The 12739-nt window shown below is 68.7% G+C and carries 10 protein-coding genes; 5 read left to right on the top strand and 5 right to left on the bottom strand.

The features are described 5' to 3' along the window. The first annotated feature begins 8 nt into the window (after positions 1-8). Positions 9-656: a glutathione S-transferase family protein gene (locus tag AC2EBS_RS10915; protein WP_484728447.1), complete on the top strand. Its 648-nt coding sequence runs from the start codon at positions 9-11 to the stop codon at positions 654-656. 98 nt (positions 657-754) lie between these two features. Further along, positions 755-1384: a histidine phosphatase family protein gene (locus AC2EBS_RS10910; protein WP_484728446.1), complete on the top strand. Its 630-nt coding sequence runs from the start codon at positions 755-757 to the stop codon at positions 1382-1384. 234 nt (positions 1385-1618) lie between these two features. On the opposite strand, the gene AC2EBS_RS10905 is transcribed toward AC2EBS_RS10910, so the two are convergent. Beyond that, on the bottom strand, positions 1619-3094 hold the full coding sequence (locus AC2EBS_RS10905) for a ComEC/Rec2 family competence protein (RefSeq protein WP_484728445.1): 1476 nt from the start codon (positions 3092-3094) through the stop codon (positions 1619-1621). 65 nt (positions 3095-3159) lie between these two features. Next, a complete protein-coding gene (locus AC2EBS_RS10900; protein ID WP_484728444.1) occupies positions 3160-5547 on the bottom strand; it encodes a penicillin acylase family protein in 2388 nt (795 codons plus the stop codon). A gap of 167 nt (positions 5548-5714) precedes the next feature. Between AC2EBS_RS10900 and AC2EBS_RS10895 the strand changes: the two genes are divergently transcribed. After that, the gene (locus AC2EBS_RS10895) at positions 5715-6089 is read left to right on the top strand and encodes a hypothetical protein (protein WP_484728443.1); all 375 of its coding nucleotides are present in this window, start codon (positions 5715-5717) and stop codon (positions 6087-6089) included. 19 nt (positions 6090-6108) lie between these two features. Here AC2EBS_RS10895 and AC2EBS_RS10890 read toward each other — a convergent pair whose 3' ends face one another. After that, complete coding sequence (locus AC2EBS_RS10890; RefSeq protein ID WP_484728442.1) at positions 6109-6684, bottom strand: response regulator; 576 nt, start codon at positions 6682-6684, stop codon at positions 6109-6111. Positions 6685-6878: 194 nt separating this feature from the next. On the opposite strand from AC2EBS_RS10890, the gene AC2EBS_RS10885 reads away from it, so the two are divergent. Next, the gene (locus AC2EBS_RS10885; RefSeq protein WP_484728441.1) at positions 6879-7694 is read left to right on the top strand and encodes a TPR end-of-group domain-containing protein; all 816 of its coding nucleotides are present in this window, start codon (positions 6879-6881) and stop codon (positions 7692-7694) included. Positions 7695-7713: 19 nt separating this feature from the next. On the opposite strand, the gene AC2EBS_RS10880 is transcribed toward AC2EBS_RS10885, so the two are convergent. Then, positions 7714-9165, bottom strand: a complete 1452-nt coding sequence (locus AC2EBS_RS10880) for an amidase (protein ID WP_484728440.1) — start codon at positions 9163-9165, stop codon at positions 7714-7716. 325 nt (positions 9166-9490) lie between these two features. Between AC2EBS_RS10880 and AC2EBS_RS10875 the strand changes: the two genes are divergently transcribed. Then, positions 9491-10198 (top strand): PEP-CTERM sorting domain-containing protein, encoded by a 708-nt coding sequence (locus tag AC2EBS_RS10875; protein WP_484728439.1) that lies wholly within the window; start codon positions 9491-9493, stop codon positions 10196-10198. Between the two features lie 179 nt (positions 10199-10377). On the opposite strand, the gene AC2EBS_RS10870 is transcribed toward AC2EBS_RS10875, so the two are convergent. Further along, positions 10378-12492: a S8 family serine peptidase gene (locus AC2EBS_RS10870; protein WP_484728438.1), complete on the bottom strand. Its 2115-nt coding sequence runs from the start codon at positions 12490-12492 to the stop codon at positions 10378-10380. Between the last annotated feature and the right edge of the window lie 247 nt (positions 12493-12739).

Raw genomic sequence — 12739 nt, 5'->3', positions numbered from 1 at the left:
GCATCGCGATGATCCAGCTGCACCATTACCCCAGCACCGCCAGCATGGCGCCGCACATCGTGCTGCGCGAGCTGGGCATCCCTTTCGAGCTGGTGACGGTGGACCGGCCCAACAATGCCCACAAGTCGCCCAACTACCTGAAGCTCAACCCCAACGGCCTGATCCCGGTGCTGGTCGATGGCGAGCTGGTGCTCTACGAGACCGCGGCCATCCTGCTGCACCTGGCCGACACCCATCCGGCCGCCCGCCTGATGCCGCCGCTGGGCACGGCCGAGCGCGCCCAGGCCTACAAGTGGCTGATCTGGCTCAGCAACACGCTGCAGACCACGCTGATCGTCTACTTCTACCCCGAGCGCTGGGTGGCGGCGGGCAATGCCGCCGGCGCCGCCGAGGTGAAGGCGCAGGCCGAGGCGCGCATCGCCGGCCTGCTCGACCAGCTCGACGCCCAGCTCGCCACCAGCGGCGGGCCCTGGCTGCTCGGCGCCGACTACGGCATCGCCGATGCGCTGGCCTTCACGCTGTGCCGCTGGACGCGCCACTTCGCGCGGCCGGCACGCAGCCTGCCGCATATTGCCCCCTGGCAGCAGCGCATGCTGGCCCGGCCGGCGGTGCAGCAGGTCTTCGCGACAGAGGCGCTGCCGCAGCCCTGGATCTGAAGGGGAGTGTGGCTGGCGAAGGCCGGCCGGCGATACAAGCCGAAGGCCCGGTCGCCTGCCAGCGAGCGGGCTGAACCCGCGCAGCGGACAATGACGGCATGACTACCGAGCTGCTGTTGATCCGCCATGGCGAAACCGACTGGAACCGCCGCCAGTGCTTCCAAGGCCAGATCGATGTGCCGCTCAACGAGACGGGCCTGGAGCAGGCGCGGCGTCTTGGCCAGCGGCTGGCGGGCGAACGCATCGATGCGCTGCTCGTCAGCGACCTGACGCGCGCCCGGCAGACCGCCGCACCGCTGGCGCAGCGTCTCGGCCTGGCCGAGCAGCTGATGCCGGCCTTGCGCGAACAGGCTTTCGGCATCCTCGAAGGCATGAGCTTCGACGAGATCCGCCAGCGCCATCCCGAGGAGTTCGCGCTGTGGGTGAAGCAGGACCCCGACTACGCGCTGCCCGGCGGTGCCGAGAGCCGGCGCGACTTCCATCGCCGCGTGATCACTGCGCTGCAGCAGGCCGGCCGCGCGCATGCCGGCCGGCGCCTTGCCGTCGTCACGCATGGCGGCGTGCTCGACATGGTCTGGCGCAGCGCCAAGGGCCTGCCGCTGCACGGCCCGCGCGAATGCCTGATTCCCAACACCGGCATCAACCGCGTGCTGCTGCGCGTCGACGCCACGTTGGAACTCATCGACTGGGCCGACGACGCGCATCTGCGCGATAGCGCCGCCGGCTGAGCCTCGTCCTGCGCTCCCGATCGGGCAAAAAAAGCGCCCGAGGTCGCGGAGCGGCCCCGGGCGAGAACCACGTTTGCGGAACGTGGAGGAGACAACCAAGAAACTGATGCCTGTTAGTTAGCAGGCTTCGTGCCAGGTCCTGGACACGGCGCGGACGGGTTTGAATGCCGCGTTTTGGTGCGCGCAGGTACCGCTGCAGTGCAGCAACGGCCATTTGTGGGGAGCTGACCCGGCTCAGAAGCGTGAGCGGAACTTGCGCACCTGCCAGCTGTGGTCCTTCTCGTTGAGCGTGGCGCAGAGGATGGTTTCGCCGTCGCTGCGGATGTTCACCAAGCCGTAGACCAGGCCGGCCACGACCAGCGTGCTGCCCATGCGCCGCTCCACCGTCGTCGGACGCAGATCGCCGGGCTTGGTGACCGCGGCGCTGACGCGCAGCTGCTTCAGCTCGTCACCCTCGTGCACATGGCCGTCGGCGGCGGTGAACTTCAGCGGCTTGCCCAGCTGGATGCTGCGTGCGATCTCGGTGGAGTAGACCAGCGGCGTCACCAGCTGGTCGCGTTCCACCTGCAGATGGCCGGTGGTGGCGCTGGCCGCGACGATGGCCGGGCGCGGATGGTCGTGCCCCTCGCTGTCGCCCGAGGAGATCACCGTCACCGCCGGGCGCATCGCGGCGAGGAATTCGTAGCTCACGTCCTCGCTGCCATGGTGGCAGGCCTTGGCGACATCGCACTGGAACTCGATGCGCGCGCCGGCATAGTCGTCCAGCAGCGCCCGCTGCGCATCGGCATTGAGGTCGCCGGTCAGCAGGATGCGCGCGCGGCCATAGTCCAGGCGCAGCAGCACGCTGTTGCCATTGGTGTTCTTGCTCGCGGTGCTGCCGAAGTTGTGCAGCGCCGGCTTGGTGCCGACCTTGCCTTCCACCGGCGCGAGCACGCGCACCGCCACGCCGCCGCCAGCGCCGTCGAAGCCAGGCAGCAGCTTGTCCTTGTGACTGAGCCGACGCAGCGGTGTGGCCTTGCCGGCGCTGCTGCGCGAGCGCGTGGCCAGCTGCATGAAGTCGGCCCATTCGCCCTGCAGCCGGTTCGCGGCATCGGGCTTCAGTGCGGCAAGGATCTCGTTGCGACTGCCCATCAGCTGGGTCAGCCATTGCTTGTCGGCCGAGGTCGCACCCAGCCAGCGCTGCTTGGTGGCCGGGTTCACCCACCAGCCGACACCGGCGTGATAGAAGGCCTCGACCTGCACGGTCTTGGCGTCGAGCTCGGCGATCTGCGCCACGTCGAGCAGATCGGCCAGGCCGCCGTAATGGTCGGCATCGCAGTGCGAGGCGATCATCGCGTCGAGCTTGATCGTCTCCAGCCCGTAGTCCTTGGCGAACTTCCAGTCGACGAAGTCGGCCGCGTTCTTGCCGCTGGGCTGCGAGGCGCGCTTGTAGCCGCCGTCGATCATGATGTGGCGGCCGTCGGGCGTGCGCACCAGGATACCGTCGCCCTGGCCCACGTCGATGATGTAGACCTCCAGCAGCGACTGGTCGCCGAGCTGCTTGTTGTCCACCCAGCCGGTCTTGCCGCGCGCGCGGACCTTGCTGCGCGGCTCACCGGCCTCGAGCAGCTGCGCCTGGTCGCCCCAGAGCAGCTCGAGTTTGGTCTTGCTGCCGCTCGCCTCGGCGTAGAGCGGCGCGGTATCGCTGGCGATGTACTTGACGGTGGCCATGGTGCTTTGTCTCCCTGTCAGCCCTGGCCCCGACGATAGGCGGCTGCGCCGCCCGCGACCAGCCCCTAGGGCTTGAGCACCAGGGTGCCGCGGGTATGGGCCGCGACATCCGGCTCGGCCAGGTACTGCCTGCGATAGCGGCCCTGGGCATGGGCCTCGGCCTGATCGGCATAGTGCGCATCGCCCCAGACGCCGCTCTGCCCGACCGGGTTGCTGCCCAGCGATTGCGCCGGGTCGGCGAAATCGATCACGCGTCGGGTCGAGGGCCCCATAGGCACCGACCAAGGCGCGGGCGCCAGCCGCGTCGCCATGAAGTTGGGCGTCTCGTGACCGCCCGGCACCGGCAGCGGGCCGACATTGAAGAGCTTGTCCAGCGGCGGCTGCTTGCCCAGCGGATGCTCATGGGTCAGGGTGTGCGCGCGGCCCCAGGTCCAGCCCTGGCTGTCGGCGCCGAAGCGCTGGCGCAGCTGGGCCAGTGTCGCGCTCCAGGCGGCCTGGACGATGTGCTCGCGCGTCTCGCGCTGCTGCGCGGTGCGGCGGTCGTCCCACCAGGGCGAGTTCGCATCGCCAAACAGATTGCCGAGTGCCTCGTCCACCACGCGCGTGCGGCGCAAGTTGTCGAACTGCGCCTCGCCCAGCTCGTCGGCAAACGCGGCGCGGGCCAGCTCGTAGCGCAGCTGGCTGAACACTGTTGCGGCCACCGACTCCAGCGGGTAGTCGCCGCGCCAGGCGGCGAGCTGCTCGACCAGGCGTGTCTGCTCGGCATCGCTGCCCGCCGCAGCGCGCAGCGCCGGGATCAGCGGCGCGAGCAGTCGCGGCCCATAGCCGGTCTGCACATCGAGCTGAAGCGCCTGGTTGGCCACCATGTCCCAGCGCTTGCCGCCCTGGCGCAGCTGCTCGTCCAGACGCTGCGCGCGGTCGCGCAGGTTGTAGTAGCCGGGCACCGCCTCGCCGGCGGCCGGCTGGTGGTTGGCCGAGACGATGTAGCCGCGTGCCGGGTTCTCTTCCTGCGGGTTGGCGCTGAAGGGATGGAAGCCGGGTTTCTCGCCCTCGCCCTTGGCGCCGTCGAGCAGGAAGGCCGGGTTCACGCCGGCCGGGCGTTGCGGCAGCTTGGCGGCAGCCCACCAGCCGATGTCGCCCGCGGCATTGGCCCAGACCACGTTCAGGCCCGGCGCGTGGATCTTGCTCGCCGCGGCGCGCGCCTTGTCCAGCGTGTCGGCACGGTTCAGTTCGTGGAAGGCCTCGAGGATGGGGTTCTCGGTCTCCAGGAAGGCCCACCACATCGCGATCGGCGTCTTGCCCACGGTTTCGGCGCCAAACACGCGGTTGACGATGGGGCCGTGCGGCGAGCGCTGCAGCTTCAGCACCACGTCCGGCTTGCCCTTGACGCGGATGACCTCGTCGCGCGTCTGCAGCTTGACCCACTGGCCGCGGTGCATCACTTCCTCCGGGTTGGCCGGGTTGACGGTCTCGGCGACGAGATCGAGGTCGTCGTTCTGGAACATCGTCAGGCTCCAGCCGAAGCGGCTGTTGTGGCCGAGCAGCGCGGTCGGGTTCAGCGCCTGGTAGTGGCCGTAGAGCTCGAAGCCCGGCGCCTTCAGATGCGCCTCCCACCACACCGCCGGCGCCGAGAAGGCGATATGCGGATCGCCGGCCAGCAAGGGCTTGCCCGAGGCACTGCGCGCTCCCGAGATCGCCCAGGCATTGCTGCCCTCGAAGGCCGGCACGCCGGCGGCGGCCAGCGCCTCGTCGCTCAAACGCGCCAGCCGGGTCAGGTCTTGCCAGTCGCCCGGGCTCAGGCGGGACGCGCTGCGCACCGCACCCTCGGGGCGCCAGCCGAGGTCGAAGACCTTCAGATGGTCCGGCCCGAGCTGGTCGCGGATCTGCGTCAGCGCCGGCTCGGTGCGGAATGCGGCGGCAAAGGTATAGGCCAGGTAGCCGGCGACGCTGACCGTGTCGGCCGGCGTGAAGGGCCGCTTGGGGATGCCGAGGATCTCGAACTCCAGCGGTGCCGGTCGCGTGGCCTGGTACTGGTTGATGCCGTCCAGATAGGCGAGCAGCGCCTTCTTGGCCGGCGTGTCGATGGTGGCGAACTCGCGCGCCGCATAGGCATCGGCATGGGCGCGTATGCCCAGCGTGCGAAACAGGCTGTCTGTCTCGACCAGCTTCTCGCCCAGCACCTCGGCGAGCTCGCCGCGCGACAGGCGCCGCACCATCTCCATCTGGAACAGCCGGTCCTGCGCATGCGCGTAGCCCAGCGCACGGTAGAGGTCGTCTTCGTTGGCGGCCTCGATATGCGGCACGCCGAACTCGTCGTAGCGCAGCGTCACCGGCGCCTTCAGACCGGCCAGTTGCAGCTCGCCGCTGCGCTGCGGCAGCTTGGCGCGCAGATGCCAGGTGAGACCGGCGGCAGCGAGCAGCAGCAGGGCCAGCAAAGCCAGCAGCAACTTCATCAGGATGCGGCCAGCTGGCCGCGGGGATCGGAGTTGAAGGGTTCGCGTCGTCATGGCCGCGATTGCAGCACAGCAGCACTGCATGGTCATCCCGATCTGCCCTGCCCCGCACCAGCACACAGCGCACAATGGGCTCCTCGCAAGACGAAGCTGGAGACCGCTGAGCCATGTCCTGGATGAGCGCGCTGAAACTGATCCCCTGGGTGGATGTGATCGAGGCCACGCCGGCGCTGGTCAAGGGCGCGCGCCGCCTGCTCAAGCGCAGCCGCGACGAGGCCGCCGAGGTCGGCGCCACCAGCACGCAGGCGCCGCCGCAGACCCTGCCCGAAGCACTGACACGGGTGCAGCAGCTGGAAGCCGAGCTGGCTCAACTCAGCCAGGCGCAGGCCGAGAGTGCTGCGCTGCTGGAATCGATGGCCGAGCAGCAGGCACGGCTGGTGGAGACGGTACAGGCGCTGCGCTCTCGGCAACGTCTGCTGACGCTGGCGCTGCTGCTGGCCCTGGGCATGGCCGCAGCGGCACTCTGGCTGCTGCCGCGCTGAGCGCGGTCGCGCCCCGCGATCAGGCCTTGGCGGTGGCCTGGTGCAGGGTCACCAGCGCCTCCACGCGCTTGAGCAGCTCGCGGTCGTTCCAGGGCTTCTTGAACAGCCCGTAGAGCCCCTGGATCTCGTGCACGCGGGCGTGCAGCTCGTCATGCCCGGTGATCGCGATGATGGGCAGGTCTTCGGTCTCCAGATTGCCCTGCACCGCGGCGATCAGCTCGAAGCCGTCCTTGTTGGGCATCTCCAGGTCGGTGATCAGCACGTCGAAGCGCTGCTGGCCGAGCCGCTCCAGCGCCTCCACACCGTCCTGCGCCAGCGTCACCTGATAGCCCGCAGCGGCGAAGAGCTTGCCCAGGCGCGCACGCGCCACCGCCGAGTCGTCCACCAGCAGCAAGGCCGGCGGGCCAGCAGGCACCCGGGCCGGCGCCGGCGGCTGCACCGCCTCGGGCCCGAAGCTGGAATGCCGCACCAGCGGCGGCTCGCCATCCGCGCCGTTGTCGCGCCGGCTGATGATGAACACCACGATGGCCAGCGGCACTGCGATCAGCAGCGGCAGCAGGTAGTGGCTGAGCATCTCGGGCAGTTCGAACGGCATGGTCTTGGTGTCCTGGGTATCCGGCCGGGTGCAGCCAATCTACCACCGCCAGCCGCGGCGCCGCCCCGGCAATGACCCGAGCAGAGGGGGCACGGGCGCTGGCCACCGCGGGCAAGCAGGGCTTGCCGGACGGCCGCCGGCGCAGCACACTCGCCGACAAACAAGGCCCGCAAGGGTCGCCCAGGGAGACGCGCATGGACACCGACAGCACCGTCGCCACGCTGAAGAGCGCCTGGCACATCCTCTTCGCGCTGATGTTCGCCGGTGGCCTGGGCGGCATCGTCCGCGCCATCGTCGAGAACGCGCGCACGGAGAACGTCATCACGCTGCCGATCTCGCGGCGCACGCTGGCGCTGGGCTGGGTCGGCGATGCGCTGATCGGCGGCTGCGCCGCCATCGTGGCCTACAACTTCTTCAATGTGCTCACCGCCAGCCAGGCCAACGCGACCGCGCCCGAGGCGGTGCGGCTGGTCGGCTTCGGCATTGCTGCCGGCTATGCAGGCGCGCGCATCCTGAATGCGATGCTGGACAAGTTCCCGCAGCAAAGGCTGGACCGTCTGGCCGCCGAGCAGGAGGCGCTGCGCCTGCACGGCAGCGGCAAGTACGCGATGGCGGCGCGCAAGTTCCGCGAGCTGCTGGCCGCCGACCCCAGCGACCAGACCACGCGCGCCAATCTGGCGCTGTCGCTGAGCTACACCGGCGAGGACGGTCTGAAGGAAGCCATCGCGCTGCTCGACGAGGTGATCAAGGCCGACCCCAAGCGCGACGAGGCCTGGTACAACCTGGCCTGCCTGCGCGCCGTCGCCACGCATCGCAGCTTCAGCGACGAAGAGGTCTTCGAGCCGCTGCGCAAGGCCCTGCAGCTCAATGCCGACTGGAAGAGCTACATCGCCAAGGACGTGGACTTCGACCGCTTCCGCTGCTCGCCGCCGCATGCCGAGTACCAGGCATTGACGGGCGACACCGCCACCGCGAAGTTGTCCAGTACAGCAGCGGTCACGCGCAGCTGAGCAACATCGCGCCGCGGTCTCAGCCCTGACCAGGCTGCGGCCAGGGCCGCTGCGTACCGCGCAGCAGCTCGAAGGCGCGACTAGCGCGCAGCACGCCGATGTCGTCGAAACGCCGCCCGGCGATCTGCAGGCCGATGGGCAAGCCCTGCGCGTCGTAGCCGCAGTTCACCGAGGCCGCCGGCTGCTCGCTCATGTTGTAGGGCAGCGTGAAGGCGATGTGCTCCAGCGGCGCGGCCGGGTCGTTGGTCGGTCCGGCCCAATCGGCCGCGAAGGTGCCCACCGGGCTGACCGGCGAGAGCACGAAGTCATAAGGCTGGCAGGCCGCCACCGCCGCCTCGCGCAGCGCCGCCATCTGGCTGTAGCCCTGGTACAGCGCCGCCGCATCGACACCCGCCGCGCCCGCCGCCCAGGCGCGGATATAGGGCAGCACCTTCTGCTGCCGCTCGGGCGGCAGCGCCGAGATGTCCAGCCAGGAGCGCAGGCGCCAGAAGCAGTCCATGCCGTCGATCATCGCCCGGGTGGAAAACGGCTTCATCGGCTCGACCACGGCGCCGGCCTGCTCGAACAGACGCGCTGCCCCCTGCACCGCCGCGGCGATTTCGGGCTCGACGGCCAGGCCCCAGCCCGCGTCCATCAGCAGGCCGATGCGCCTGCCGCGCAACAGGGCCTGAGGCTCGAGCGCATCGAGCCCTTCCCGCCAGGGCAGCTCCTGGTGCGGCAGGCTCATCGTGTCGCGCCAGTCCGGGCGCGCGAGCGCCGCCATCAGCAGCGCGGCATCGGCCACGCTGCGCGTCATCGGCCCGGCGACGCGTCCGGCGAACGGCGGCTTGATCGGGATGCGCCCCAGGCTGGGCTTGAAGCCGAACACACCGCACCAGCTGGCGGGCAGACGGATCGAGCCGCCAATGTCGGTACCGACATGCAGCGGCCCGTAGCCGGCCGCCGCCGCCGCGCCGGCGCCGGCGCTGGAACCGCCGGGGTTCTTACCCAGGTCCCAGGGATTGCACGTCAGCGGGTGAAAGCTCGACAGCCCCGAGCTGAGCATGCCGTAGTCCGGCATCGTGGTCTTGGCCAGCAACAGCGCGCCGAGCTCGCGCAGGCGCGCGGCGGGTGGCGCATCTTCGGCGGCGGGCAGCAGCTCGGTGGCTGCCGTACCGAGCGGCACCGGCGTGCCGCGCGAGGCGATGTTGTCCTTCAGCGTGGCCGGCACGCCATCCAGCGTCAGCCCAGCCACGCTCAAGGGCTCGCCCTTGAGCCAGCGCGCCTCGCTGGCCCGGGCCTGGGCGAGCACCGCCTCGGGCTCGAAGGCATAGAGCGCATGCAGCTGCGGCTCGCAGCGCAGCACATGCTCGAGCAGGCTCTTGGCCACCTCCAGCGGCGAGAAGTCATGGTGGCGGTAGCCGTCCAGCAAGGCCTGTGCAGGCAGCTCGTGCAGCGCGAGCCGATTGAATGGGGTCGGGTGGGTACTCATCTCGCGGCCTCCTGATCCAGCGGGCGCCGGTGCCGCCGGATGATGGCACGAGCCCGGGCCGCACCGGCGCCGCGCGAGCTGATTGAGCCGCGCGTCCCAGCCCTGTCTGCTATTTCAGCGAGCGTCGGCGAAATTGACATCTTCAAGCCCAGACTTCAACAAATGTGGTGATTGATATTGCGGGATAAGGACTTGCCAAATCTGGCATAAATGCTGCTTCAGAGCGATCGGCAGGCTGATTCGCCGAGTCTGCCCTGAGCCAGGGCATCCTGGACAGCTGCGACAGAAATGCGTCGCGGCCCATCGGGCGAGTGGAGTAGTAAGCATGAAGAAGTTGGCCCGAGTTCTGTTGTCCAGCACCCTTTCCCTGGCTGCAGCGGCGGCTGTGGCCGGGCCGGAATACTGCAGTCAGGTTGATGCGACACCCGGTCAGACACTGGACGGACAGGCCCTGTCCAACGTCAAGTTCCGGTCCGCCAACTCGAATGACTGCTATGGCCTTGGTACCGCCAAGTTGAACGGTGACGCCAACGAGCTCGCTGCCGTCAACGGCACCAAGTGGGCAACCGATCCGAATCCGGATCAGCTGTTCAGCCTGCTACAGAAGTCCGACAACAACGATCAGACCGGGGACGTCTGGAAGTTGACAGCCAGCGCCGCATCGTCCGGCACTTGGAATCTCACTTACACCGGTAGCGTGAGTCCGCTGTATATGGACTTCGTCGTGCTGCTGAAGGCCGCCCAGTCGGAGTCCGGCTGGGCGCTGTACTTCTTCGACAACATCAAGTTCACCAGCGCTGACAATTCGGGTTCTGGCAGCTACCAGATTACCTGGACCAATAACGGTGGAAACACACCGGGTCTGTCGCACCTCAGCCTGTTCGGCCGTGCAGGCGAAGACGGCGGCGGTGGAGGCGACTGCGTGCCTGGCGACCCGTCCTGCGGCAACAACGTGCCCGAGCCGCATGCGCTGGCGCTGGTCGGCCTCGGCCTGCTGGGTGTCGTGGCCGCGCGCCGTCGTCGCGTGAGCTGATCCAGCGAGAGCCAAGCGGGCGAGAGCAAACGCCGCAGCCTGCTGGTCGACAGCGCAAGGAAAACAAAGAGCCGTACCGGTTGCCCGGTACGGCTCTTTCACTTCTGCCTAGGGCCGGCCAGCCCCTCGCCAGGCAGCCACTCACACCCGGGCCGAGGCAGCCCGGGCCACCATCATCATTACTTCTTGGAAACGCTGGCCGTCGCCGAACTGCTGTTGCCGGCGGCGTCTGTCGACACCGCCTTGATCGTATGCGCGCCGCTGGCAGCCTTGCGCGTGTTCCAGCTGTAGCTGAGGCTGCCGCCTGTGCCGCTGGCCACCAACGAGCCGTTGATGTAGAGGCTCTGCTTCAGTCCGGCCGCACCCGCGTTGTCCGTGGCAGAGACGGTGATGCTCACCGTGCCGGAGACGACAGCGCCGTTCGCGGGATTCTTCAGGCTGACCACCGGCGGCACGGTGTCGGCGGCAACCGCATTGGCGATGCTCACCGTCACAGCCGATGAGGTGCCCACATTGCCCGCCGCATCGGTGCCCCTGACCGTCAGGGTGGCGTTACCGTTCGCCAGGCTGGCGCTATCCCAGCTGAATGCAAACGGGGCCGTGGTATCGGTGGCGACGACAGTGCCGTTGACCAGCAGGTCGGCCTTCACCACGCCGACGTTGTCGCTAGAGTTCACGGTGACGGAGACCAGGCCATTGACGCCCGCGCCGCTGGCCGGGCTGGTGATGGCCATGCTGGGCGCCTGTGTGTCGACAGCCACCGTGGCCTTGGCGAGCTGCACCGCAGCAGCTGCATCGATGCGACCGAAGCCGTAGTACTTGTCGCGCCCCAGGTCACCGAGGTCCTTGGCACTGGAGAAGAGGGCATTCTCCACCTGGGCCACGCCGAGATCCGGCCGCGCCGACATCACCAGCGCCGCCACGCCAGCCGCCATCGGTGCCGCGAACGAGGTCCCCGATGGGGCGTTGTAGCTGCCGCCGCGCTCGGTGGTCCAGATGCCCTCGCCCGGCGCTGCCAGCTTGACCAGGCTGCCCCAGTTCGACCACGAGGTGCGGGTGTCGCCGCTGTTGGTAGCCGACACCACCGTGATCGAGGCGCTGGTCGTGCTGGTGACCTCCGTGCCGGCGTTGCCGGCGCTGATGAAGACCATGCCGCCTTTGGCGCGCATATAGTCCGCCGCCGCCTGCACTGAGGAACTGGTCGCGGCGCCGCTGTAGCTGATGTTGGCCACCTTCGCGCCGTTGTCGGCTGCCCAGTACAGGCCCGTCGCCACATTGCTCCAGTAGGCATAGGCATTCGCGTCGGCGATGCGCACTGGCATCAGCCTGGCTGCGCCGGCCGTGCCGGCCACGCCGGCGCCGTTGTTCAAGCTCGCGACTGCCGTGCCCGCGACCATCGTGCCATGGCCATTGACGTCCGAAGTGTCGCTGTTGCCGTCGATGACGTTCCAACCCGGCACGATGCGCGAGGCCAGGTCGGGATGCGCGCCGTTGACGCCCGAGTCGAGGATGGCCACCGTCACGCCCGAGCCCTGGGCAGTGTCCCAGGCCGTCGACGCATTGATCTTGCCGAGGTGCCACTGGCTGCCCACGTAGGGATCATTCGCGGCGAACGAGGCCGGCACCTTGTAGTCCAGCTCGACGAAGCGGAAATGCGGATTGCGACCGAGCACCGCGAGCATCGCACGCTCGTTGCCGGCGCCAGGCAGATCGACGATGAACAGATTGCCCTTGCCGATGCGCCGCGCCTTGGCCGCGCCCAGGCCGCGCGCTTGCGCATCGACCTCGGTGTCCTTGAGTCCCGCCTTGGCACCGACGAGCAGACGGCCCGGGGCGAACTGCGGCTCGGCGCCCGCCGCCGACGGTTGCAGCCTGAGCAGTTCCTCGATGTCGGCATCGGAGAGGATGCGCTCGGCGCGCAGCACATGGCGACCTTCGACGGTCACCAGCAGGCATTGCGTGCCTTCGCAATAGCTGAGCGCGGTGACTTTGGCATCGCGACGCCAATCGCTGCGGCTCAGCGTCTCGCAATACTGCTTGCCGTACTGCAGACCGCCGAGCTCAGGCCGGTAGCTGTGCTGGCCTTCGATGCCCTCGCGCGAGATCTCGACCACCTCGTCGAAGCGGAATTTGTCCATGCGCTCGCGCAGGCGCTGTTTGGCCTCGGCCGGCAGATCGCCGAAGCGAAGCGCAGCCTCGGCCACGCTGCCCTCAAAGGCCGGCAGTTGCCCCAGATCCGGATTGCAGCCACTGGCGGCCAGACTGGCGGCCAGGGCGATTGCGGTCAGTGCCATTCCCAACTCCTACTACTGCTAAAAACGTCGATGGCAGGAACACCGCTCCCTCTGGGCGCCTGGAGCTTGCCGCCGGTCCGCTGAATTTCCCCGCTGGACAGGTTCATTCACGCATGGACGACAGCTTAGAAAAGACCCCGCTACGCGGTCTGTAAGACATTGTTGCCCGGCGTGCTGCGTCAACCCATTTCCGGCATTAATGCGCAATTCGGCAAATGCCGCAAGGGCTCCCGACCGTCCAGGCAGG

The sequence above is a fragment of the Roseateles sp. T103 genome (genome assembly GCF_057219915.1).
Note: the sequence above shows the minus strand (reverse complement) of the source record. Positions and strands in the feature narration are given on the sequence as shown.